This window comes from Bradyrhizobium sp. 18BD (assembly GCF_054185225.1).
On record NZ_JAVAYL010000003.1, the window covers coordinates 411,600 to 434,972 of the forward strand.

At 64.5% G+C, this 23,373-nt stretch carries 20 protein-coding genes; 7 read left to right on the forward strand and 13 right to left on the reverse strand.

The window, feature by feature from the left end; all coding sequences use genetic code 11:
• Positions 1–2: 2 nt before the first annotated feature.
• The 4 genes from RAD16_RS08105 to RAD16_RS08120 form a co-directional block, all read right to left on the reverse strand.
• Positions 3–986: an antibiotic biosynthesis monooxygenase gene (locus tag RAD16_RS08105; RefSeq protein WP_458157334.1), complete on the reverse strand. Its 984-nt coding sequence runs from the start codon at positions 984–986 to the stop codon at positions 3–5.
• Between the two features lie 10 nt (positions 987–996).
• Positions 997–2,394: a guanine deaminase gene (gene guaD, locus RAD16_RS08110; RefSeq protein WP_458157335.1), complete on the reverse strand. Its 1,398-nt coding sequence runs from the start codon at positions 2,392–2,394 to the stop codon at positions 997–999.
• 15 nt (positions 2,395–2,409) lie between these two features.
• Positions 2,410–3,627 (reverse strand): multidrug effflux MFS transporter, encoded by a 1,218-nt coding sequence (locus tag RAD16_RS08115; RefSeq protein WP_458157336.1) that lies wholly within the window; start codon positions 3,625–3,627, stop codon positions 2,410–2,412.
• A 387-nt stretch (positions 3,628–4,014) separates the two neighbouring features.
• Complete coding sequence (locus RAD16_RS08120) at positions 4,015–4,788, reverse strand: alpha/beta fold hydrolase (protein WP_458157337.1); 774 nt, start codon at positions 4,786–4,788, stop codon at positions 4,015–4,017.
• Between the two features lie 158 nt (positions 4,789–4,946).
• Between RAD16_RS08120 and RAD16_RS08125 the strand changes: the two genes are divergently transcribed.
• The 4 genes from RAD16_RS08125 to RAD16_RS08140 all read left to right on the forward strand — a co-directional run bounded on the left by RAD16_RS08125 (position 4,947) and on the right by RAD16_RS08140 (position 10,237).
• Positions 4,947–5,597, forward strand: coding sequence for a GntR family transcriptional regulator (locus RAD16_RS08125; RefSeq protein ID WP_458157420.1), 651 nt, complete (start codon positions 4,947–4,949; stop codon positions 5,595–5,597).
• Positions 5,594–7,123, forward strand: a complete 1,530-nt coding sequence (locus RAD16_RS08130; RefSeq protein ID WP_458157338.1) for an aldehyde dehydrogenase — start codon at positions 5,594–5,596, stop codon at positions 7,121–7,123. Before RAD16_RS08125 ends, RAD16_RS08130 begins: the two co-directional genes overlap by 4 nt.
• 75 nt (positions 7,124–7,198) lie before the next feature.
• Positions 7,199–8,566, forward strand: a complete 1,368-nt coding sequence (locus tag RAD16_RS08135) for an MFS transporter (RefSeq protein ID WP_458157339.1) — start codon at positions 7,199–7,201, stop codon at positions 8,564–8,566.
• Positions 8,567–8,752: 186 nt separating this feature from the next.
• The gene (locus RAD16_RS08140; protein ID WP_458157340.1) at positions 8,753–10,237 is read left to right on the forward strand and encodes an amidase; all 1,485 of its coding nucleotides are present in this window, start codon (positions 8,753–8,755) and stop codon (positions 10,235–10,237) included.
• A gap of 22 nt (positions 10,238–10,259) precedes the next feature.
• On the opposite strand, the gene RAD16_RS08145 is transcribed toward RAD16_RS08140, so the two are convergent.
• The gene (locus RAD16_RS08145; protein WP_458157341.1) at positions 10,260–10,865 is read right to left on the reverse strand and encodes a TetR/AcrR family transcriptional regulator; all 606 of its coding nucleotides are present in this window, start codon (positions 10,863–10,865) and stop codon (positions 10,260–10,262) included.
• A gap of 202 nt (positions 10,866–11,067) precedes the next feature.
• On the opposite strand from RAD16_RS08145, the gene RAD16_RS08150 reads away from it, so the two are divergent.
• Both RAD16_RS08150 and RAD16_RS08155 read left to right on the forward strand, forming a co-directional pair.
• A complete protein-coding gene (locus RAD16_RS08150; RefSeq protein WP_458157342.1) occupies positions 11,068–12,312 on the forward strand; it encodes an efflux RND transporter periplasmic adaptor subunit in 1,245 nt (414 codons plus the stop codon).
• Between the two features lie 140 nt (positions 12,313–12,452).
• Positions 12,453–15,644 (forward strand): efflux RND transporter permease subunit, encoded by a 3,192-nt coding sequence (locus tag RAD16_RS08155; protein WP_458157343.1) that lies wholly within the window; start codon positions 12,453–12,455, stop codon positions 15,642–15,644.
• Here the strand turns inward: RAD16_RS08155 and RAD16_RS08160 are convergent.
• Entirely contained in the window at positions 15,641–16,369 is a 729-nt protein-coding gene (locus RAD16_RS08160; RefSeq protein ID WP_458157344.1) for a sulfite exporter TauE/SafE family protein, read from the reverse strand. The genes RAD16_RS08155 and RAD16_RS08160 overlap by 4 nt on opposite strands.
• Before the next feature lie 173 nt (positions 16,370–16,542).
• Between RAD16_RS08160 and RAD16_RS08165 the strand changes: the two genes are divergently transcribed.
• On the forward strand, positions 16,543–16,794 hold the full coding sequence (locus tag RAD16_RS08165) for a hypothetical protein (protein ID WP_458157345.1): 252 nt from the start codon (positions 16,543–16,545) through the stop codon (positions 16,792–16,794).
• Positions 16,795–17,041: 247 nt separating this feature from the next.
• On the opposite strand, the gene RAD16_RS08170 is transcribed toward RAD16_RS08165, so the two are convergent.
• From RAD16_RS08170 to RAD16_RS08200, 7 genes are all read right to left on the reverse strand, one after another.
• Positions 17,042–18,160: a helix-turn-helix transcriptional regulator gene (locus tag RAD16_RS08170; RefSeq protein ID WP_458157346.1), complete on the reverse strand. Its 1,119-nt coding sequence runs from the start codon at positions 18,158–18,160 to the stop codon at positions 17,042–17,044.
• Positions 18,161–18,273: 113 nt separating this feature from the next.
• Positions 18,274–19,392: a helix-turn-helix transcriptional regulator gene (locus RAD16_RS08175; protein ID WP_458157347.1), complete on the reverse strand. Its 1,119-nt coding sequence runs from the start codon at positions 19,390–19,392 to the stop codon at positions 18,274–18,276.
• A gap of 229 nt (positions 19,393–19,621) precedes the next feature.
• Positions 19,622–19,870: a DUF6894 family protein gene (locus RAD16_RS08180; RefSeq protein ID WP_458157348.1), complete on the reverse strand. Its 249-nt coding sequence runs from the start codon at positions 19,868–19,870 to the stop codon at positions 19,622–19,624.
• Between the two features lie 41 nt (positions 19,871–19,911).
• A complete protein-coding gene (locus RAD16_RS08185) occupies positions 19,912–20,088 on the reverse strand; it encodes a DUF3455 domain-containing protein (protein WP_458157349.1) in 177 nt (58 codons plus the stop codon).
• Between the two features lie 88 nt (positions 20,089–20,176).
• The gene (locus RAD16_RS08190) at positions 20,177–21,148 is read right to left on the reverse strand and encodes a helix-turn-helix transcriptional regulator (protein WP_458157350.1); all 972 of its coding nucleotides are present in this window, start codon (positions 21,146–21,148) and stop codon (positions 20,177–20,179) included.
• A 233-nt stretch (positions 21,149–21,381) separates the two neighbouring features.
• Positions 21,382–22,539, reverse strand: coding sequence for a helix-turn-helix transcriptional regulator (locus RAD16_RS08195; protein WP_458157351.1), 1,158 nt, complete (start codon positions 22,537–22,539; stop codon positions 21,382–21,384).
• A 298-nt stretch (positions 22,540–22,837) separates the two neighbouring features.
• Entirely contained in the window at positions 22,838–23,350 is a 513-nt protein-coding gene (locus RAD16_RS08200; RefSeq protein ID WP_458157353.1) for a hypothetical protein, read from the reverse strand.
• Positions 23,351–23,373: the final 23 nt, after the last annotated feature.

Below are 23,373 nucleotides of genomic sequence, written 5' to 3' on the forward strand. Positions count from 1 at the left end.
TCTCACCGACCCCAATGCCACGCGAGCAGCCACGCGTACAGGCCCATCGACGCAGCGTAGAGCGCAGCAAGCAGCGCGTATCCCGCGATCTGGCGACCGAGCGCCGCCTTCGGCGTCACCCACCAGTCGAGCGCCCTGAAGGCGGCGGGCACCAGCCACCAGCCGAGCAGCTGGGTACTGACGAGATTGCCGACGAACAGCGACAGCCAGATCGGCACGCCGTGGCTGTCGATCAGCGGCCGGCTGATGAAAAAGCCCCAGAGATAGACCACGGGATAGAGCACGAGGAGCACGATGAGGTTGCTCTTCCAGATCAGGCCCGCACTTTGCTCCGGCGTCTGGGTCTTTCCCGTCGGGAACCAGAAATTGAAGCCGTAGCTGGCGCGCTTCACATTCATGCCGGCGTTGAAGCGCTCGCCCTCCTTCAGCAGCGCCTGCCGCAAGGGCGAGCCGAGCCATGCGTTGAGATTGGCGTCGCCGTCGAACGACAGGATGACGATCCATTCGTCGTGCAGGCCCGGAAGCGGCCGCTCGATCTTGTGGCGCAGGAAGCCCTTGAACTCGGCTTCAGCTGCCTGGATGCGCTGCTGCCATTTCAGGAACGCGTCCTCGAGCCCGTCAGGCACCATGAAGGAGATGACGGCGGAGACTGCGGTGTCGCGCTGAACGCCGGTGTCGGGCAGGATGTGGACATCCTCCGAACCGACGAAGTGCCGCTGCACCTCAGCGATCAGCTTCGCCCGCACCTCGCTCTGAAGCCAGGCGCGTGCCGCGCCCGGGTTCGCGAAGCGCAGGATCGTGACCCAGTCCACATGCGCCGGCGGCTGCGGCGGCACTACCTCCTGGCTGAGGAAGCCCGGCCAGGTCTTGAGCACCTCGCCGACCTCGCCGTTCCAGCGCGCGAACGCGGCAAAGCCGTCGTCCGCAATGCGGCGCTGGATGACGAGGGCGACCGGCTGGCCGGCTGTCTCAGGAGATGCGCTCATCGCGGCGGCTTCAGCTCTTCTTGTAGAGACGCTTGCCCATCACCCAGGTCTCGTCGACGCAGCGATCGTCGCCGACCATCATGACGGCGAACAGCATGCTCGCGGCCTCGTCCATCGTGCGCGGGCCGGCGCCGTCGGCAATCAGCGACTGATGCCAGGGTTGCGCCGTCGGACCGCCGTTCGGATCGAGCGCGACGAAATCGGCTTCCTTGCCCGGCTCGAAATTGCCGAGCTTGTCGTCGATATAGAGACCCTCGGCGCCGCCGAGCGTGATCGACCAGAAGCCGCGATAGGGCGAGAGCTTGTTGCGCTCGGCTTCCGCGAGATCCTTGCGCGTGGGATCGATGCTGCCGTCGAGCAGCGTGTTGTTGCACATCCCGACCTTGTAGGCGTCGTCGAGCACGTGGATCATCGAGAAGCGGTTGCCGCCGCCGACATCGGTGCCGAACGACATCTTGACGCGATGCTCGGGATCAGTGGCGCGGCCGAGGCGGAACAGGCCACTGCCGAGGAACAGGTTCGAGCACGGGCAGAACACCACCGCCGCGCCCTTCTTCGACATGCGACGGAACTCGCTGTTCGAGAGATAGACGCCGTGGCCGCCGGAGAATTTTGGGCCGACCAGGTCGAACTTCTCGTAGACGCCGAGATAGTCCTGGCAATCCGGATGTTCGACCAGCACACCGCTGCATTCGGCCGGGTTCTCGGAGATGTGGGTGTTGACCCAGCAATCCGGATGCTCGTGCTTGAGGCGCTGACACGCCTTCAGCAGCTCCGGCGAGGCGCCGAAGGCGAAGCGCGGCGTGATGGCGTAGAGGTTGCGGCCCTTGTTGTGGTACTGCGCGATCAGCCGCTTGCTGTCGCGATAGAAATTCTCGGGCGTATCGACGAAATCGGCCGGCGCATTGCGGTCGATGCCGGTGAGGCCCGCGATGACGCGCATGTTGCGGCGGGACGCTTCCTCGAACAGCTCTTCGGTGGAGACCGGCGAGGAACTCGTGAACGCCTGGCAGGTGGTGGTGCCGGAGGCCAGCAGCGCATCGAGGAAACGCTTCACGCCTTCGCGCGCGTAATTGCGGTCCTTGTACTTCAGCTCCTCCGGATAGACCCACTTCTGCAGCCACGGCAGGAGCTGCTCGCCATAGGCGCCGAGCACGCGGGTCTGCGGCAGATGGATGTGGCCGTCGATGAAGCCCGGGACGATGATGCGGTCCTTGATGTGGATGATCTCGACACCCGGATGCGCGGCGGCGATCTTGTCGTAGGGACCGAACGCCTTGATGACGCCGTCCGTGACGATCATCAGGCCGTCCTGATGAAAGCGCGCGGCGGCCTGCTCGTTGCCGACGTGCTTCCAGGGATCGTCGACGAAGTCGAAAAACGTGCCGCGAATGCCAACAGTGGTCATGAACTGGTTCCTTCCTTAAGTCTGTGTGGCCTGGCGCGCCGAGGGCAAAGAGATCGCGAGCAGCGTGCCCGCAACGGCGCAGAGGCCGAGATAGAGCCAACCGATCGGCGCCTGCGTGGCTTCAGGCAGCACCGCCGCGATCGCCATGGCGCCGCTGACCGCGAGATAGCAAAGCGCGCTGATGAGACCGCCGATCAGGCCGTGGTCGCGCTCGAACAGGCCGAGCGCCATGCCGTACATCATCGGGCACAGCACGCCGCAGCCGCCGAGCACCAGCGCGCCACCGAGGGTGATCGACGCGAAATCGAGACCGACGGTCATGCCTGTTACGGTCAGGACCGCAGCACCGGCGAGAAACAGCGCGAAGGCGCCAAAGCCCATCACGCGCGCCGGCATGAAGCGCGCGAAATGCGCGCAGCCGAGCTCGCCGGCGAGATTGACGCCGCCGAGGCCGAGCGCGACCAGGCCGTAGATGGCCGCCGAATAGCCAAGGCCGGTCTGGTAGAAGAACGGGGCGACGACGCCGAACGCGAGCTGCGCGCTCGCGGCCGCAGCGAACACCAGCACGAAAGCGAGGAAGCCCGGACGGACCAGCGCATCGCGCAGGATACCGGCGGTGCGGCGCGGATCGAACGGCGCCCGCCGCTCGGCCGGCAACGTCTCGGGCAAGAGAAATACGACGATCGCAACGACGATGGCCGCGGCGATGGCGATAATGACGAAGACGCCGCGCCAGGACGTCAGCTCGACGATGAAGCCGCCGGCGGCAGGCGCAAGCACGGGTGCAAGCCCCCAGGCCGCGCCGAGCAGGCCGGAGATCGCCGTCAGCTCACCGCCGCGATAGCAATCCGCTGCGACGGCATAGGCGACGACGAGGCACGTACAGCCGCCGATACCTTGCAGAAAGCGCAAGCCCAGCAGCAGCGAGGCGCTGGTGGCGAGCGCGCAGGCGATGCTCATCGCGATCAGGACCGACAGCCCCGCGAGCAGGACATTGCGGCGGCCGAGCGTATCGGAGGCGATGCCGACCGGCACCAGCGCGAGACTCATGCCGAGCATGTAGGCGGTGACGGTGTTCTGCATCGATGCGGAATCGGTTGCGAGATCCACCACCATCTGCGGCAGGCCCGGCGTATAGGCATCGAGCGGGATCTGGCTGAATGGCACGACGCACAGCAGGATCGGCACGATCCCACCCTTCGCGCGACCGGCGTCGGAAGCAACTGCAGTCATGGCTTACGCCCCCTCGATGCCCGCGGCTCCCGTCTTTTCGTGCGCGCAATGAGACGCCACGATGCGGGTTGCGGATCTTGACGCGCGGGAACGTGCCAGAACTGTGTGTAAAAACTCTTAGGAGTTCCGGCTCAATGCGGACGGCGGATGAATTGATTCTTACCGCCTGAGGTTGCTCCGACAAAAAGTGCGAAAACAACCCCATGCACAGTACAAATCATTGAAGAAATTCGCGCGGGCGCCGTCCTCGGCGAGGTTTGACTCGTCGGGCAAAACAGGAGCAGAATGACATGATCCCGCGTTTGTGAACTCTCCGCCCGGCCGAACCATTAACCGTTCGGAAGGCATCGCCGTGTCGAACATCGTCCGGCTTCGGCGAGGCTCAGGTCAGAGCAGGAACCCCTCGAGAGCTTCGAGAAACTGCCACGGTGACTGAAGCTGCGGCACGTGGGCGCAGCCTGCAATGATCTTCAGCTCGGCGTGCGGCAATCCGGCAGCGAGCTCATGCGACATCGGCGGAGGCGTTGCTTCGTCGTGCTCACCGACCATCACGAGCACCGGGATGTTCACCGCGGCAAGTTGCGAACGGAGGTCGAGGCTTGCCAAGGAATCGCACGCGGCACGAAACACGTCGGGACCAGTGCGCAGAAAGGCCGCACGGCGATCCTGCATCAGTTCCGGATGCTGCTCCTGGAATTCGGGCGCGAACAGGCGCCGCATGGCGACGTCGGTGATGGCCTCCAGTCCCTTCTCGCGCGACACCTTCGCCATGTTGCGAAACGCCTCGCGGCCGGGCTCCGAGAACGCCGCGCCGCTGTCGGCGAGAACGAGCCGGCTCGCGATCTCCGGATGCCGGATCACCATCTGCAGCGCGACGAAGCCACCATAGCCATTGCCCAGCACGATCGCCGGCGCGCCGGCCGCGGCATCGCGCACCGCCTCCGCCATCCGGTCCGCGACCGCCGCAAGCCCGCCTTCGACGGCGCGTGAGCGGCCGAATCCCGGTAACTCCGGCACGATGGTGCGAAACGATTGCTGAAGCTCCGGCACGATCGCATCAAAACTCGCGCGATCCGACAACAGCGAGTGAAAGAGGAACAACGGCGGCCCCTCGCCCGATTGCGCAGCGTTGACGGTGCCGTTGGCAAAAAGCCTGTCCATATCCGGTCTTTCCTTCACTTCGTCGTGCCGTTCGCGTGCCGTTTCGCCCGCACCAGACGCCCTGATTGATAAATCAACTGTCAGGGGATTCAAGCATCTGGCCCTTGACGTGAAATATCACGACTGGGATATTAACGCCAAGGAGCCGGGCCAAAATGATGCTTTTGCGCGAAAATATCTACGATCGTCTCAGGTCTGATATTTTAGCTTGTCGCCTTGCGCCGGGCGATGAAATGCGCGAGCAGGACCTGGCCGAACGCTATGACGTGAGCCGGCAACCGGTCCGGGATGCGCTGCTGCGGCTGCAGCGCGAGCACCTCGTGACGGTGCAGCCGCGCCAGGGCTATCGGGTCACGCCGATCTCGCTCTCGGATGCCCGCGACCTCCTGCGCTTCCGCCTCGCGCTGGAGCCGGCCTGCGTCGCGGAAGCGATCGAAAGCGCGCCCGACTCCGTTCTGAAGTCGCTCGACGAATTCCGCCGCTTCTCGGGCAACCACGAAGACTTCATCGCCTACAATCGCGGCTTCCACACCGCGCTGGCGCACGCGTCCGGCAATCGCCGCATGGCAGCCGCACTGTGCGACCTGATCGGCCAGGCCGATCGCCTCGTCCGCGTCAGCATCTCCAATCTGAAAGGCCACGATCCGGCGAAGCTCGTTGCCGAGCACGTCGCCCTGATCGACGCCATGCAGCAGCGCGAGACGCGAACCGCCGCGCGCATCATCAAGGCCCATATCGGGGCTACCGAAAAACGCGTTCTGCCGGCGCTCAAGCGTAACGCCGTCATCGTCGAGGAGAGATCATCATGAACATTCCGTCAAAACCCGCGTCGATCGACGTCGAGATCCACGGCAATTTCATCGATGGGCGTGAAGTCGAAGCCGGCGCCGGCGCGATGCTTGATGTCCGCAATCCCGCGACCGGCGACGTGATCGCCCGCATTCCCAATTCAACCACTGAGGACATCGACCGCGCCATGAAAAGCGCGCGCGCCGCGTTCGAAGGCAAGGCCTGGGGCGGCATGGACACGCGTGCGCGGGCTCGGCTGGTCAACAAGCTCGCCGATGCGTTCGAGGCCAATCTCGACAGCCTGTACCGGCTCGAGACCCTCAACAACGGTCGCCCGGTCAACGAGACCCGCGCCCAGCTCTCCCGCCTGCCCGATTTCTTCCGCTACTTCGCCGGCGTCGCGCTGTCGCGCCGCGACTCCGTGATCCCGGTCGAAGGTGCGTATCTGAACTACACGCTCCGCACGCCGATCGGCATCGTCGCCAATTGCACCCCGTTCAATCACCCGCTGATGATCCTGTGCAAGTCGCTCGCGGTGGTGCTGGCGACCGGCTGCGTCACCGTCGTCAAGCCGTCGGAATACACGCCGCTGACGACCTTGAAGCTCGCGCAGATCTTCACCGAAGCGGGCCTGCCGCCCGGCGTCTTCAATATCGTGCTCGGCCTTGGCCAGAGCGCCGGCAAGATGCTGGCCGAACACGGCGACATCAACAAGCTGGTCCTGACCGGCGGCACCGAGGCCGGCCGCATCGCCGGCAGCGCCGCCGCAAAGGTGTTTGCACACCAGACCATGGAGCTCGGCGGCAAGACGCCGGTGATGGTGTTCGACGATTTCGACGTCGACCGCGCCGTCAATTATGCCGCGTTCGGTGCTTTCATCGGTGCGGGCCAGACCTGCGTCTGCGCCTCGCGCCACATCGTCCAGGCCTCGATCTACGACGAGTTCGTCGAGAAGCTGCAGGCCAAGACCCGCACGATCCGCGTCGGCGATCCCTTCGATCCCGGCACCCAAATGGGTCCCGTGATCTCAGCCAAGCAGCGCGACCGCGTTCTCACCTATGCGGGCTACGGTCACGCCGACGGCGCGCGTCTCGTCACCGGCGGCGTCGCCGCGAAGGTGCCGGGCCACGACAACGGCTATTTCGTCGAGCCTACGGTGTTCGCCGACGTCAAATCCGACATGCGGATATTCCAGGAGGAAGTGTTCGGTCCCTTCACCTCGGTGACGCCGTTCAAGGACGAGGCCGACGCACTGCGGCTCGCCAACGACTCCCCGTTCGGCCTTGCCGCTGCGATCCGCACCCGCGACGTCGCCCGCGCGCACCGCGTCGCAGCGTCGGTCAAGGCCGGAATCGTCTGGATCAACGATCACCACCGTCTCGACCCGGCCTCGCCCTGGGGCGGTGTCGACGATTCCGGAATCGGCCGCGAATGCGGCACCGAGAGCTTCAACGACCATTTCAACACCAAGAGCGTGATGGTCGCGACCCACGAGCAGCCGTTCGACTGGTACCGCGACACGGCCAACCAGAAGCGACTGAATTAGCAGAAACGACTAGCGGCAGATCGCTCAGAGAAGGCGGGCCGCATCACTCAGAACGACAGTCAAGGGAGAGCGCAAATGTCGACATCGGTGAACGCAGGCAGCCGTCTTGATCGGCTGCCGATCGGGCCATTCCATCGCCGCATCATGCTGCTGATCGGCATCGGCATGTTTTTCGACGGTTTCGACATCTACATCGCCGGGACCGTGCTCAGCGTGACGCTGAAATCAGGCTTTTCGACCCTCGCCCAGAACGCCGCCTTCATCTCCGCAACCTTCGTCGGCATGATGCTGGGATCGTTCGGCACCGGCTTCCTCGGCGACCGCTACGGACGCCGCTTCACCTATCAGTTCAATTTGCTCCTCTTCGGCCTTGCCTCCCTCGCTGCGGCATTCTCGCCGAACATGGCCTTCCTGATCGCCTGCCGCTTCGTGATGGGCGTTGGATTGGGCGCAGAGAACGTCGTCGGCTATTCGACGATGACGGAATTCGTGCCCGCGCGCACCCGCGGCAAGTGGCTCGGCTTCACCACGGTGTGCGTCGTCACTGGTTTGCCCGTGGCGCTGCTGGTGGCGTCCGTGCTGGTGCCGCAGTTCGGCTGGCGCTCGATGTTCGTGCTCGGCGGCATCGGTGCGCTCGTGGTGTGGTACATGCGCAAGTCGCTGCCGGAATCGCCGCGCTGGCTGGAAGCGGTGGGGCGCACCGCGGAAGCGGAAGCGCTGATGCAGGCCATCGAGAAGGAGGCGTCGCAAGGCCAGCCCCTGCCTGCTCCCGCGACCGTCACGTCAGCTCCTGTCGCGGCCGATCTCGGAACGCTGTTCACCGCGCCCTTGCTGTCGCGGATGATCGTCGGCTCGGTCTGCCTGATCACGATCAACACCCTGCTCTATGGTTTCGTGACCTGGCTGCCGGTGTTCTTCGTCAAGCAGGGCCTCTCGATTGCGACCTCGTTCGGTTATTCGCTGCTGATGGCACTCGGTGCACCGATCGGCTCGGCCATCGGCGCATTGACCGCCGACCGCTGGGGCCGCAAGCCGACCATCATCGGCGCGTCGCTGATCACGGTGGCCCTGGGCATCCTCTATCCCATGATCTCGGATCCGATCCTGCTGCCGGCTGTCGGCTTTGCGCTGACGGTGCCGATCTACGTCCTGGTCGCCCTGCTGTTCGGCATCTACATCCCAGAACTGTTTCCGACCGAGGTCCGGCTGCGCGCCTCCGGCATGGTCAACACGCTGGGGCGCGGCGCCACGATCGTTACGCCGTTCCTCGTCGTCTCGCTGTTCGAGACGCGCGGCGTGGCCGGCGTGATGGCGCTGATGATCGGCCTCCTGGTGGTGCAGATCATCACGGTCTGGGCGATGGGCATCGAGCCGCGGCATCGCAGTCTCGAAGAATTGAAGGCAGAGGAAACGGCGGCTCCGGTTCTCAAGGAAGCGTCCTGAGAGTCTGCCGGACGAGCACGGCCTGTATGGCTCGGGACGCCGCTTAGGCGGGCGTCTATGCAGCCTCGTAGCCCGGATGGAGCGATAGCGTAATCCGGGTCCCGCGTCCGTGTCGGGACATGTCCCGGATTGCGCTGCGCTCCATCCGGGCTACAAGGTCTCGGCCGGGATATAAGGGAGCACGTGATGACCGCAGATGCTGCTGACCTGAACTACGGCTCGATCGGCGAACTCCTTGGCGCCCTGCATGCGCGCAAGATCTCTGCGTCGGAATTGCTCGCGCACACGATCGCCCGCATCGAGGCGCTGGACGGACCGATCAACGCGATCATCGTTCGCGATTTCGACCGCGCCAGGGACGCCGCGCGCGCCGCCGACGCCGCGCTTGCCCGCGGTGAGCGACTGCCGCTGCTCGGCATTCCCGTGACGTTGAAGGAGCCATTCAACGTCGCCGGCCTGCCGACGACATGGGGCTTTCCGCACTTCAGGGATTTCAAGCCGGCGGAAGACGCCCTCCTCGTTGCGCGGCTGAAAGCGGCGGGCGCCGTCATCATCGGCAAGACCAACATCCCGATCGGCCTCCGGGACTTCCAGAGCTACAACGAGATCTACGGCGCGACCAAAAACCCGTGGGATCTCGGCCGCTCGCCCGGCGGCTCCTCGGGCGGATGCGGGGCGGCGCTGGCCGCTGGCTTCGGCCCGCTCTCGATCGGCTCGGACATCGGCGGCTCGATCCGGGTGCCCGCGCATTTCTGCGGCGTGTTCGGACACAAGCCGAGCCTCGGCCTGGTGCCGCTGCGCGGATACAGCCTGCCGCCGGCGCCGCCCGTCCCCAGCCAGGGCGATCTCGCCGTCGTCGGGCCGATGGCGCGCACCGCCTCGGACCTCGCTCTGTCGCTCGACGTGATTGCCGGCCCCGACGAGACGCGCGACGGGATCGGCTATCGCCTGGCGCTGCCCGCGCCGCGCCATGGCCAGCTCAGGGATTTCAGGATCCTCGTGATCGATACCCATCCGCTGATGCCGACGGGAGACGTCGTGCGTTCTGCCATCGGACGGTTAGCTGAGCGGCTCGAACGATTGGGCGCACGCGTCGCACGCGCGAGCGCGTCGCTGCCCGATCTCGCCGAGTCCGCACGGCTCTACATGAAGCTGCTCAACGGCGCGCGAAGCCCGCGCCTGACACCGGCCGCCCTCGCCGAGGCACAAGAAGCTGCCGCAGCACTCTCGCCCGACGACCGCAGCCTGCAGGCCGAGCGCGCCCGCGGCTGGGGCATGATCCACCGCGATTGGCTGGTGCTTGATGCGGCCCGACTGCAGTTGCAGCAGAAATGGTATCAGCTCTTCCGCGAGTTCGACGCGGTGGTCTATCCCGTCGCCGCCGTGCCGGCCTTCCCACATGACCATTCCGAGCCGTTCGACGCGCGGAAACTCGACATCGACGGAAAGCTCTATGATTACTCCGATGCCTGCTTCATCTGGGCCGATCCCGCCTCGACCTGCGGACTGCCGGCAACCGCCGTTCCGATCGAGCGCACGCCTTCCGGCCTGCCGGTCGGCGTGCAGATCATCGGGCCATACCTCGAAGATCGCACGACGATCGCGCTGGCCGGACTGATCGAACGCGAGTTCGGCGGCTTCGTCCCGCCACCGGCTCTGGCTGCGAAGTAGTCTGCGCGGTGAAAGAGGCCGACTACGTTCTGTCGGCTGACTGCGCCTCGACCGCCTGCACGGCGACGCTCGCCACTTGCCGCAGCGCTTCGCGGTCCGCACCCGAAGAGGCCATCACGCCCATGCCGACTGAGACTGCCGAGACATAGCGCGCGAGCGCGGCGGGATCGGCGCCCGGCTTGAGATCGCCGTCGGCCTGGGCGCGCACAAAACGGTCGCGGAGCTGGTCCTCGTTCTGGGCGCGACGGGCGGCGAGCTCGAAGGGGACATTCTCGGAGCCGGTGCCGCAGGCGATGCCGCCCTGCACGAGCAGGCAACCGGGCGGATTGGCGGGATCGGTCTGTTTCTCGGCGATGCCCATCAGCATACGCTCGGCAACATCACGGGCGGTGGGTGCAGCGACCACCTCGTCCATCCAGACGCCGCGCAGTTTGGTGTAACGGTCGAGGGCGGCCTTCAGCAGGCCCTCCTTGTTGCCGAAGCAGGCATAGAGGCTCGGCGGATTGATGCCCATGGCCTCGGTGAGCTGGGCGATGGTGGCGCCCTCATAGCCATGGCGCCAAAAAACTTCCATCGCCTGATCCAACGCGACGTCGGCGTCGAATTCGCGGGGGCGACCCATGCCCATGTGCCTGTTCTCCTTACGAATCCGCGCTATCCCTCAGGTTAACGCCAGACCCTATCTATTTGTTCTGTCTTTCTTTTCTCTTTCGCCTTCCAATTCTTGCGGTAAGCGGCTACAATTTTCTTAGTGAATGGTACATAAGTATCTTGCACTGCGACATCCAGCTCCACATCTGTAGTGAACACTACATATCTGGAGCGCGCAAATGCATCCCGCCCAAAATACCGCCCGCACCGGCCGTTTCCGCCGCCTTCTCGGTGGCGTCGCCGTCGTGGGCGCCCTCGCCGTAGCCGGCTCGATCGCGACCGGCCACTACTTCCGAGCAGCCCAGGCGACGGCAACGGCCGCTGCGGCTGAGCAAGCCGTCCCCGTCACCGTCGCGCTGATCGAACCCAAGCAGACCGTGCTGTGGGACGATTTCTCCGGCCGGCTCGAGGCCATCCAACGCGTCGAGCTTCGCCCGCGCGTGGCCGGCGCGATCCTGGCGACCAACTTCACCGAAGGCGCGCTGGTGAAGGCCGGCGATGTCCTGTTCAAGATCGATCCGGCGCCCTACGCCGCGGAGGTCGACAAGGCCGCGGCCCAGCTCGAGGCCGCCAAGGCGCGTGTCGTGTTCACCCAGAGCGAGCTCGAGCGCGGCGCACAGCTGGTCGGCAACGCGGTGGTCACGCGGCGTGACTACGACCAGCGCGACAATGCCAACCGCGAAGCCATTGCGAACGTGAAGGCCGCCGAAGCAACGCTCCAGACCGCAAAGCTCAATCTCGACTACACCGAGGTGCGCGCGCCCGTGGACGGCCGCGTCGGCAAGTTCGAGATCACCGTCGGCAATCTCGTCGCCGCCGGCACTGCCTCCCCGGTGCTGACCTCGCTGGTGTCGGTCAATCCGATCTACGCCTCGTTCGACGCCGATGAAGAGGTGGTGCTGCGGGCGCTGAACTCGATTGCGGATGCCACCGGCCGGCGCGGCAATCTCAACCAGATCCCGGTGGAGATGGCGACGTCAGGCGGTCTCTCCGCCAAGGGCCACATCCAGCTCATCGACAACCAGGTCAACGGCCAGAGCGGCACCATCCGTGTCCGCGCGGTGTTCCAGAACGAGGACGGGCGCCTGATCCCCGGCCAATTCGCGCGCGTGCGCATGGGCCAGCCGAAGCAGCAGACGCTGGTGATGATCGACGAGCGCGCGATCGGCACCGACCAGGACAAGAAGTTCGTGATGGCGGTCGGCGACGACAGTCGCGCAGTCTACCGGCCGATCACCCTTGGGGGTGCAGTCGATGGACTTCGCATCGTCACCGCAGGCCTTAAGTCTGGCGACCGCATCGTCGTCAACGGTTTGCAGCGCGTGCGTCCGGGCGCCCTCCTCAAGACCGAGGTGGCGGCAATGGGCGCGCGTGGGCCGCAACAGGCATCGAACCACAGCAACCAGGACGTGGTGCAACGCTGATTACCTCATTCCGGGCGGCGCATGACGCGCGCCCGGAATGATCAAAGAACGACCAAGACATCGCATCTCGCTTCCGGGTTCGCGGGCATTTGCCGCGTCCCGGACAACGGGAGAGCTGTCTCTCGCGCAGGGGCAAAGCCATGAATCTCTCAAAGTTCTTCATTGATCGTCCGATTTTCGCCGGCGTGCTGTCGGTGCTGATTTTCCTCGCCGGCCTGATCTCGCTGTTCGCGATGCCGATCTCGGAATATCCCGACGTCGTGCCGCCCTCGGTGGTGGTGCGGGCGACCTATCCCGGCGCCAATCCCAAGGTGATCGCGGAAACGGTGGCGACGCCGATCGAGGAGCAGATCAACGGCGTCGAGAACATGCTGTACATGTCGAGCCAGGCGACCACCGACGGCGCGATGACGCTGACGGTGACGTTCCGCCTCGGCACCGACCCCGACAAGGCGACGCAGCTGGTGCAGAACCGCGTGCAGCAGGCCGAACCGCGCCTGCCCGCCGTGGTGCGCCAGCTCGGCATCATCACCAAGAAGTCGTCGCCCGACCTCACCATGGTCGTGCATCTCTTGTCGCCCAACGGCCGCTACGACATGACGTATTTGCGCAATTACGCGGTGCTCAACGTCAAGGACCGGCTGGCGCGGATCGACGGCGTCGGCGACGTCCAGCTCTATGGTGCCGGCGACTATTCGATGCGGGTCTGGGTCGATCCGCAGAAGGCGGCCGAGCATGGCCTGACCGCCAGCGACATCGTCAAGGCGATCCAGGCGCAGAATGTCGAGGCCGCCGCCGGCGTGGTCGGCTCCTCCCCCAACGTCAAGGGCATCGACCTGCAACTCTCCGTTAACGCGGAAGGCCGGCTCGCCAACGAGGAGCAGTTCGGCGACATCGTGGTCAAGACAGGCACGCGCGGCGAGGTCGTGCGCCTGCGCGACGTCGCGCGCGTCGAGCTTGGCGCCTCCGAATACGGCCTGCGCTCGCTGCTCGACAACAAGCAGGCGGTGGCGATCCCGATCTTCCAGGCGCCCGGCTCCAACGCGCTGGAAATCTCCGACCACGTCCGCGCCACCATGGCCGAGATCAAGAAGAACATGCCGGAGGGCGTGTCCTACCAGATCGTCTACGACCCCACCCAGTTCGTGCGCTCCTCGATCGAGGCCGTGATCCACACCCTGCTGGAGGCGATCGCGCTGGTGGTGCTGGTCGTGATCCTGTTCCTGCAGACCTGGCGCGCCTCGATCATCCCGCTGCTGGCGGTGCCGGTGTCGATCGTCGGCACGTTCGCGGTGATGCACGTGTTCGGTTTCTCCATCAATGCGCTCAGCCTGTTCGGCCTGGTGCTCGCCATCGGCATCGTCGTCGACGATGCCATCGTCGTGGTCGAGAACGTCGAGCGCAACATCGAGGGCGGGCTGTCGCCGCGCGATGCCACCTATCAGGCGATGCGCGAAGTCTCCGGCCCGATCATCGCCATCGCCATGGTGCTGATCGCGGTGTTCGTGCCGCTCGCCTTCATCTCCGGCCTTACCGGGCAGTTCTACAAGCAGTTCGCGCTGACGATTGCGATCTCGACCGTGATCTCGGCGGTGAACTCGCTGACCTTGTCGCCTGCCCTGTCGGCCCTCCTGCTCAAGGGCCACAACGAGCCGAAGGACAAGCTGACGCTGATCATGGAGAAAGGCCTCGGCTGGTTCTTCCGCGGCTTCAACAAGGCCTTTACCCGCTCATCCGAGAACTACAGCGGCACCGTCACAAAGGTGATCTCGGGCAAGGCCGCCGTGATGGGCCTCTATGTGGTGCTGGTCGGCGTCACCGCCTTCCTGTTCCAGCAGGTGCCGAGCGGCTTCGTGCCGGGTCAGGACAAGCAATATCTGGTCGGCTTCGCGCGCCTGCCGGATGGTGCGACGCTCGACCGCACCGAAGAGGTGATCCGCAAGATGAGCGACATTGCGCTGACCCAGCCCGGTGTCGAGAGCTCGGTGGCCTTCCCCGGCCTGTCGATCTCCGGCTTCACCAACTCGTCCAACGCCGGCATCGTGTTCTCGACGCTGAAACCGTTCGACGAGCGCAAGGGTGCGGCGCTGAGCGGCAATGCCATCGCGGCCGATCTCAACAAGAAGTACGCCGGCATCCAGGAAGCCTTCATCGCGATGTTCCCGCCGCCGCCGGTCAACGGCCTCGGCACCATCGGCGGTTTCAAGCTGCAGATCGAGGACCGTGCTGGTCTCGGCTATGAGGCGCTGAACGACGCGACCAAGGCATTCATGACTGCGATGCAGAAGGCGCCGGAGATCGCAGGCGTGTTCTCGAGCTTCCAGGTCAACGTGCCCCAGTTGTTCGCCGACATCGACCGCACCAAGGCGCTGCAGCTGGGCGTGCCCGTGACGGAGGTCTTCAACACGCTGCAGATTTACCTCGGGTCCTACTACGTCAACGACTTCAACAAGTTTGGCCGCACCTATTCCGTCTATGTCCAGGCCGATGCGCCGTTCCGCGCCCGTGCCGACGACATCAGGCAGCTGAAGGTGCGCTCGTCCTCCGGCGACATGGTGCCGCTGTCGGCGCTGCTGAAGATCCGCCAGAGCGCGGGGCCCGAGCGTGCGATCCGCTACAACGGCTTCCTGTCGTCCGACATCAACGCCGCGGCTGCGCCTGGCTTCTCATCGGGCCAGGCGCAGGAGGCCGCAACGCGGATCGCGGCTGAGACGTTGCCGCCCGGCTTTGCCTTCGAATGGACCGACCTGACCTATCAGGAGTTCATCGCCGGCAATTCGGGCCTCTGGGTGTTCCCGCTGGCGATCCTGCTGGTGTTCCTGGTGCTGGCTGCGCTGTATGAGAGCCTGACGCTGCCGCTGTCGATCATCATGATCGTGCCGATGGGTCTGCTCGCGGCGATGTTCGGCGTCTGGATCTCCAAGGGCGACAACAACGTCTTCACCCAGATCGGCTTGATCGTGCTCGTCGGCCTCTCCGCGAAGAACGCGATCCTGATCGTCGAATTCGCGCGCGAGCTCGAATTCGCCGGACGCACGCCGATCCGGGCCGCGATCGAGGCGAGCCGCTTGCGGCTTCGCCCGATCCTGATGACGTCGATGGCGTTCATCATGGGCGTGCTGCCGCTGGTGCTCTCGACCGGCGCAGGCTCTGAGATGCGGCGCGCGATGGGCGTTGCGGTGTTCTCCGGCATGATCGGCGTCACCGTGTTCGGCCTGTTCCTGACGCCGGTGTTCTACGTGCTGCTGCGAACCGTCACCGGCAACAAGCCGCTGGTGCATCACGGCAGCGACATCAGCGCGGCGCCGGTCGTCCACACCACCGGTCACTAGACCAACGAAATCCCTGAGATCAGCAACAGAACGAGCACGGTCTTGCGAAAGACCGTCTCGTTGACCCTGTGGAAGGCGATCACCCCTAACGCGGATCCCGCAAACAGTGCCGGCAGGCTGATCGCGAGGTCGACGAAGACCTTTGACGACAGATCCTGATGCGCGACCAGCAATGCGATCGCAAAGAGCTGCATCGCGGCGATGAAGGGCTGCACCAGACCGCGCTGCTCGCTCTTGGGCATGCCGCGCATGTCGCACCAGATCGTCGGGATCGCGCCCGGCATCGCGGTGAGCCCGCCGACCAGTCCTCCCCCAAAGCCGATCAGCGCGACCCAGTGACGGCCGACGGCCTCGCCGGCCGTCACCAGCGTCGGCCGCAGCAGCATGTAGGCGGCATAAAGCGCAACGATGATGCCGAACCCACGCCGCAGCAGATGCGTGTCGGTGGACTGGAGCAGCGAGACCGCGATGGGCACGCCGATCAGGCCGCCGACGATCAGCAGCAAGCTGCCTTCCCAGCGGATGCTGCGCCGGAGCGCCCAGAGGTTGGTCGCCTGCACACCGATGCTGCACGCCATCATCAGCGGCACCGCCTCGAGTGGCTGAAACACGCGGAGCAGGATCGCACCCGCGACCGCCGAGAAGGCAAAACCCGAGAGCCCCGAGACGAAGGCGCCGGCAAACACGGCGATGCTCACCAGCAGGCTGGTCGTGATGTCAGGCACGCTGCGTCCTCCGTCAATCGTAGGGCGTATGGGTCGCGGGAGCCTCAGTGCTTCCGCCACAGAGCGCCGCATCATGCGCTTGGATGAGAGGCTGGGAGACCGGATGGGCGTGAGAGCGCTCCAGCATGGCAAGCCCTGCCAATTGAAGCGTGACGAGCGCCGCGGTCAGCGCGATGGCGACGATGTTCAAATTGCGCGCGTTCGAAGGTGGGCTGGCCGGTCGCGCGCTCGCGCGGATCAATTCGGTCGGCATTGTCCAAGACATCCTCTTCATTGGAGACGGGAATAGTTTCACCCAAACGCGATATGTCTTCCGACTGCTGCAGCAAGTGGCGATAGCGCTGCAGCGCGCGCTGCGCCTCGATTTCTCGTTGCGCGCGGAATGCCGCACCGACGCGGGCGACGATGTCGCGGAACTTTTCTGACAGGACTGAAGAGGCCATTCGCATGACGATCTCCTTTCAACCTGCACGAGAGCTTGCTGGGATTCACTTCCGCCGGCAGTGAGCTGCTTCACACTGATCGCTGATACGCCGAACAACAGAACAGGTGACGTCTCGTAAGTGAGAACGCGCACAATCGCGTCATTCGATCGAACGACCCGCGATAACTTTCTAATGATGCTCCTGATTGAACCTGTTGCGAGCTGCTGCGAGTCGCAGCGCGCACTCGTCAGTGCACGAGCGGATTGGAGAATCCGGCTGCGAGCTTGACGAGATCGGCCTGACGGCTGACGCCGGTCTTGGCGAACACGCGATGCAGATGCGTCTTCACCGTCGTCTCGGCGATGCCGAGTGCCGCCGCCGTCTCCGGCACGCCGCCGACCGCGACGATCGACTGCAACACCCGCAGTTCCGCCGGCGTCAGATCGAAGGTGCGGTCGATCAATCCGGCCGAGGAGCGGCTGTCGAGTTCCGCTTTCCAGACGAAGAGAGCGCCGACGGCGGATGTGCGCTCCGCCGCACCTTCACGCAGCAGCGACGGCAGCGCGATGACATGCGCGACGTAGTAGGCGCCGTCATGCGACGTCAGCGGTATCTTGCGTCCCGAGGCCGCGGCCAGAGCCACCTCGCCTGCGTCGCGGAAGGTTTCGCGCAGGGCCGCACTTGCCGCGGATGACCTTGCGACCAGCCGGCCCGCGACGGAGCGCAGAAAATCGTCGGCTGCGAGTATAGTCTCCGCGGCCGGATTGCTGTGGACGATGTTGCAGGCGGTATCGAGCAGGATCACGCCGGCATTCAACCGGTCGACGACGTCGGCGAGCGCGATCGACCGCTGCTGCTTGCGCTCGATCGCCTTGTTGATCAGCAGCGCCCGAGTCGCATGCGGAACCAGAGACTGCATCCGCGCCCGCTTCTCGGCGTCCAGCATGCCCTTGCCCGGGATCACGGTCAGCAGCATCGGGCACGGCGACTTCGATTGCTCCAGCACCACGTTGGCGACATCGATAGAGCTCTGGGGCCGCAACCATTCCTGATAGAAGCGCCCGCGTCGATACTCGTCGTAATTCACGAGATCGGGGATGTTGCGTACCTCGCCGTAGCGCGGCAACCGTGCGAGCGGATCGTACTGGGCGTAGGTCTCGGCATAGAGCTTGATGTAGTGCGGGTCGACCCCGCAGTAGTAATGCGTCGCGCCCGATTTGCTGACAGGGTCCTTCGAGATCAGGCCGCAGGCCCGGCTTCCGATGAAATCATTGAGCATGATCACGACATCGCTCCACAACTCTGGGTGGAGACCGGCATCATAGATGCTCTCGATGAGGTCGGACTGCTTCGGAGATCGGGGCATCGGGGGAGCCAGTATTGATACATGGAGAGGACGAGACGGTCTTCATGCCTCGCGGCTCCTGTGAGTCTATCGCGGAAGCAAAAGGTTCAGCTCCGGCAGCCCTGAACAACCGATCAGTTGACTAACGGATTGGAAAATCCAGCCGCCAGCTTGACGAGATCCGCCTGACGCGAGACGCCGGTCTTGGCGAAGACGCGATGCAGATGCGTCTTCGTCGTCGTCTCCGCGATCCCGAGCGCGGCCGCCGTCTCCGGCACACCGCCGACCTCGACGATCGACAGGAACACGCGCAGCTCGGCCGGCGTCAGGTCGAACGTCCGCGCGATCAACTCGCCATAGGACGGCCCGCCGAGCGAGACCCTGCGCAGCAGCAGCGCGCCGGCGGCATCGACCACCCGCTCGCTGCCGTTACGCAGCACCGACGACAGCGGCAAGATATGGGCGACGTAGCGCTCGCCGCTGGGCGACAGCAGCGGTATAGCGCGATCCCTCGCGGCAAGCGGGGCTGCATCGTTACGGTCCGCAAACGCTTCGCGCAGCGTCTGATTGGCCTCCGGGCTGCAGGTCACGAGCTGGCCGGCAACCGACCGCACCACGTCGTCGGCCGCGAGCAAGGCATGCCCCGCGGAATTCGCGTGCACCACCCGGCAGAAGCCATCGAGCAGGAAGATGCCGGACGCCAGATTGTCCAGCACATCGGCAAGCGCGGTGGCCAGCGTCAGTTGCGAGGTGATGGCGCGGTTGATCAAGAGCGCGCGGCTGGCATGGGGCACGATCAGCGAGAGACGTTGCTTCATCGCGGGATCGACCATGCGCCGGCCCGACAGCACCGTCATCATCACCGGGCAGCTCGCATTCGATTTCTCGAGCACGACATTGGCCGCGTCGCTGCAGCCCTGCGGCTGCATCCATTCCTGGTAAAAGCGCCCTCTCCGATATTCGTCGAAATTGACGAGATCGGGGATGCTGACGATCTCGCCATGCGGCGGCAGCACCGTCAGCGGGTCGAACTTCGAATGGGTCTCGGAATAGAGCTGGATGTAGTGCGGATCGGCGCCGCAATAATAATGCGTGACGCCGAACTTGCTGATGGAATCCTTGGAGAACAGCCCGCAGGCCTGGCCGCCGACGAAATCGCGGATGCCGGTGACGGCATTATTCCATAGCGTGGGATCGAGCCCGGCATCATAGATGGACTCGACCAGTTCGGGCAGTTTCCGCGGTCCGTGCATCGTTGTAAATGGCCTGAGTGATCAATATCACCCAGCATAACACAACCTGAGCATGCGACATCCTCCGATCGGAGGAGACCGCTCTTGCGAATTTGGATTCGCTGAACGCCAACGTAGAAAGGGGTGCCGGTTTCGACTTGGACGGAGGCGACCGGCTTTCGGCCCAGAACGAACTGAAGACGCTTGGCTTCGAACTGGTGCAGCCTTGCTACACCATCCTTCGAAGGGACTACGCCTGATCCCAGCCGACCTTCTCCGGACTCTCGGCCCAGACGGCGGTGCGATAAACCTCGCGCCCACCGGCATCCCTGACGCGGATCCAGGCGTCGCGATCGCGCAGATCGTCACGCCAGACGAAGAGGTGCCGCGCCATCTCGTCGGCCACCACGATCGTAGCCCTGGCATGTTCGAACACCATCCCGCCCGGATCGATCTTCACGACGTTGTCGACCAGGAGATCAAAGAAGAAACGGCGCATTCCAAAACTCCAACTCGCCGCACGAAGCACGGCGTCATCACCTACTCCGCGCGCCAGAAGACGTAGTCGGCCGAATACGACACGCTGCGATGGGCACCGGGCTGATTGCATGGACCGCGTACGAGGCCGCCCTGCGTGTTGATGCGCTGGACGTGGGTCACGCCGTAGAACTGGCCATTGCCGGTCTGCGCGATGACCATGAACTGCGATAAAGCCACTGAGCTGAAGTCATGACTCCACGATCAAGGATCATGTCAAATTCTTCCCTGCTTAATGCGATATTTGGCTGAAACTCAGTCGGGCCCGTTACAGCGTCCCGCCGCTCCGGACGTCGGTCGGCGTTGCGCCATAGGCCCGCCGGAAGCAGCGATTGAAATAAGAGAGATCGCCGAAGCCGACGTCATAGGCGATCGAGCTGACCGGCCGCTCGGCGAAATCGGGCTCGCGCAGCATGCGATGGGCACGCTTCAGACGCTGCTCGGTCAGGAAGGACGAAAAGGTCTTGCCGTCGGCCTCGAACAGCCGCTGGAGATAGCGCGGGGTCACGCCGAGCTCGTGGGCCACATTCGCCACCGAAATATCCTGCTGCCAGCAATTGTTGACGATGAGGAATTTCGCCTTCTGGAGCCGCGCCGCCTTGAGGCCGCGCCGTCCGGTCGATTCCCGGGCGTGATCCGTGGCGCCGAGAACGAGCGCCAGCAAATCATGCAGATGCGCGACGCCGAGCTGCCGCATCGCAGGCACCTCCAACGTCTTCTCGCGCAGCAGCGCGATTGCGTAATCGACGAGCAGCCGAAGTCCGATGGCATTCTCCGGGATGATGCGCATCACCGTATCGTCGACATCGACGATCATAGGGGCCAGCACGCGCCGCGGCACGCGCAGCGAGAACCCGTTTCCGAGCGCCAGGCGCTCGAAGGTCGTGACGTCCTCCGCGCTGGTCAGGGCCGCCTCTCCCGCCCGGAGCCTCAGATCGTGCCCTCGCTCGGATATCCCGAGAACGCCTGATCTGTTGACGATCAGGGCGAGGCTGTCGTCGCCATCGGCAACCAATTGCTTCGTTCGAATGACCCGCGCTCCGCACAATCCTCCGAGCAGCAACTGGGCTTCCGGCAGGACGTGCGAGGTGAAGCGCGCGGCCGGCTTTGCTTCCTTCGCCTCGACCTCCGCCTTCAGCACGCCACGGCAATAGAACTCCCGCAGCAACGGCACGCGCTCGTCTTCGGGAATGTGGTCCGTTGAAACATTGAAAATGGAAAATTCGTCCTTGCCGCTCACTGCAATCTCTCCAACCAACGAGCAAGCCTTGGCCATCCACCACCGTCCGCCGCGCTCCGCGCTCGATATGCATCGCGCTTTATTCGTCGTGGCGCATGCCGCCCTCAGCATTTCGCGTGGCGCATATACGAAAGTCTCAAACGATGCGCGTCGTACGTTCGGAGGACTCACGCGCCTTGCTCATCACGATGGATTGAGATTGCGCGGTCTCAGCCCTCACGCTGTGAAATGGATCACACCGCGTCGTTGCCGCGATCCGTCCGCTGAACGAACGGCGCGGCAAAGCCGGCCGCGATCTTGACGAGATCGGCCTGCCTGCCGGCGCCGGTCTTTTCGAACAGCCGGCCGAGATGCGTCTTCACCGTCGTCTCGGCAATGCCTAGTTTTGCTGCAATATCCGGCACACCGCCGATCTCGACGATCGCCATCAGCACGCGCAATTCGGACGGCGTCAGCCGAAAGGCCGAGGCGATTGCGTCGGGCACGAGTGACGGCAGCATCGAGGCCTTCTGAACGAACAGCACGGTGGCCGCGATGTCGCGCGGCAGATGGTGTTCCCGCTTCAACGCCGCGGCGTGCAGCAGATAGTGTTCCCCGTCGACGGAGGTCGCGAGCCCGAATTGACGGCGAGCGACGGAATCAGTTCCGCGGTCCGAAACGATTTCGAGCATGTTGCGGAATAATTTGTCGGCTTGGGTGTTGCGGGCCACGATCCTGTCGCCGACCATCGCGAGCAGATTGGCATCAGCGAAGAGCTGACGGCACGCGGCGTTGGCATGGACGACCCTCCCCTCCGCGTCGAGCAGGCAGATCGCCGTGCTCAATCCATCGAGAACATCGGCGAGATCGTCCACGGTATGCGTGCGCGCCCTGATCTGGCGGCCCATCACCCGCGACCGCTGGATGTGAGGTGCGAGCAGCCGCATCCGCTCGCGCATCGCCTCGTCGACGGTGCCGCGCGAGCGATGCCGCAACACCTGCAGAATCGTGGTGCGCGCGTCCGATCGCTCGAGCGTCACCGTCGCAAGATCGATCGCGCCCTGCGGTTCCAGCCAGTCGCGATAGAAGCTGGTGGCCGCGAAATCCGCATGCGGCATGATGTCGGTCACGCCGACGGCCTGTTCCGTAGCGAGACCGAGATGGTGGTCGAGCAGCGGATCGAGCTCGACATATCGGTCGCGATAGAGCTGGCGGAACCGGGACTCGGTGCCGAAGTGCTGGTGAATCTCGAGCGAGCGCCTTGCCTCATCCCGGGACAGGATGGTGGCGGCACATCCGCCGACAAAATTCGAAACCTGCTCCAGCGCGGCGCCGCGCAGTGCGGGATTGGCCGCCCCATCGTAGATCTCGCCGACGAGCGAGGAGAAGCGGTTTGCCTGGAGCATCGTCATCGATCTTCGGCCGCGATCTGCGCGATGTCCCGATCGCGGTTGCACCGGGAACTCACGAAGGCGACGGGCCGGCCGATCGCCGCTTTGGACGAGGAAAAAATCTTGCAGTGAGATTCTGGAATATCGAACATCGTCCTTGCGTAACGGCAAGCGCAAAAAGCGGCTTGGACGTTTTCGCCAAAGACTAGGATAAATACGAACAGCGATTGGGCTGTGTGTGCCGGATCACGCACCCTCTCGCTGCAGCCATCGCCCGTTGCCGAAATCTCCCGCGAGATCAGCCGCGGAAGCTGGCAATTTACTTCCGGTTCTCCTCGCAGAATTTCAGCGCGGCGATCGCCTCGCCGGCACGCGGGATCTGCATCTCGATGCTGTCGTCGTCATCGTCGTCGAAGTCGAGCGTGAGGCGCTTGGCCTTCGACAGCCGGTCCATGATCGACTGATCGTATTCGAAGATGCCGCGCACGGTGGTCTTGTCCATGACCTCCCACTTGGCCTTCTTCATGATGTCGGCATCGTCGGTGCCGACATCGGCGCGGAGGATCTCGCCGACCGTGTCCCACTCCCAGCCATCATAGATCATCACGATCACGATGGCCTTCTCGGAATAGGTGATGACGATGACGTAGTCCCGGTTCTCGTCGTCCTTGTCCTTGTAGCCGCGGCTCGCATTGCAATGCGTGTCCTGCGTGCGCTTCTCGATGGTCCAGTCGCCGACCTTGGACTGCTGCGCAAGCGCAGGCCTTGTGCTCAAGGCGGCGGCGCCGAGGACGCCTGCGAGAAGTCCGGCGACGAGAAGGAATCGTCTCATGTCAGCCTCCAGCATGTCCCCCA

Excerpts from the sequence above, each read along its gene's own strand:
- RAD16_RS08105 (WP_458157334.1), bottom strand. The coding sequence starts at position 986 with ATGAGCGCATCTCCTGAGACAGCCGGCCAGCCGGTCGCCCTCGTCATC.
- guaD (WP_458157335.1), bottom strand. The coding sequence starts at position 2,394 with ATGACCACTGTTGGCATTCGCGGCACGTTTTTCGACTTCGTCGACGAT.
- RAD16_RS08115 (WP_458157336.1), bottom strand. The coding sequence starts at position 3,627 with ATGACTGCAGTTGCTTCCGACGCCGGTCGCGCGAAGGGTGGGATCGTG.
- RAD16_RS08120 (WP_458157337.1), bottom strand. The coding sequence starts at position 4,788 with ATGGACAGGCTTTTTGCCAACGGCACCGTCAACGCTGCGCAATCGGGC.
- RAD16_RS08125 (WP_458157420.1), top strand. The coding sequence starts at position 4,947 with ATGCTTTTGCGCGAAAATATCTACGATCGTCTCAGGTCTGATATTTTA.
- RAD16_RS08130 (WP_458157338.1), top strand. The coding sequence starts at position 5,594 with ATGAACATTCCGTCAAAACCCGCGTCGATCGACGTCGAGATCCACGGC.
- RAD16_RS08135 (WP_458157339.1), top strand. The coding sequence starts at position 7,199 with ATGTCGACATCGGTGAACGCAGGCAGCCGTCTTGATCGGCTGCCGATC.
- RAD16_RS08140 (WP_458157340.1), top strand. The coding sequence starts at position 8,753 with ATGACCGCAGATGCTGCTGACCTGAACTACGGCTCGATCGGCGAACTC.
- RAD16_RS08145 (WP_458157341.1), bottom strand. The coding sequence starts at position 10,865 with ATGGGCATGGGTCGCCCCCGCGAATTCGACGCCGACGTCGCGTTGGAT.
- RAD16_RS08150 (WP_458157342.1), top strand. The coding sequence starts at position 11,068 with ATGCATCCCGCCCAAAATACCGCCCGCACCGGCCGTTTCCGCCGCCTT.
- RAD16_RS08155 (WP_458157343.1), top strand. The coding sequence starts at position 12,453 with ATGAATCTCTCAAAGTTCTTCATTGATCGTCCGATTTTCGCCGGCGTG.
- RAD16_RS08165 (WP_458157345.1), top strand. The coding sequence starts at position 16,543 with ATGGCGACGATGTTCAAATTGCGCGCGTTCGAAGGTGGGCTGGCCGGT.
- RAD16_RS08170 (WP_458157346.1), bottom strand. The coding sequence starts at position 18,160 with ATGCCCCGATCTCCGAAGCAGTCCGACCTCATCGAGAGCATCTATGAT.
- RAD16_RS08175 (WP_458157347.1), bottom strand. The coding sequence starts at position 19,392 with ATGCACGGACCGCGGAAACTGCCCGAACTGGTCGAGTCCATCTATGAT.
- RAD16_RS08180 (WP_458157348.1), bottom strand. The coding sequence starts at position 19,870 with ATGCGCCGTTTCTTCTTTGATCTCCTGGTCGACAACGTCGTGAAGATC.
- RAD16_RS08195 (WP_458157351.1), bottom strand. The coding sequence starts at position 22,539 with ATGACGATGCTCCAGGCAAACCGCTTCTCCTCGCTCGTCGGCGAGATC.
- RAD16_RS08200 (WP_458157353.1), bottom strand. The coding sequence starts at position 23,350 with ATGAGACGATTCCTTCTCGTCGCCGGACTTCTCGCAGGCGTCCTCGGC.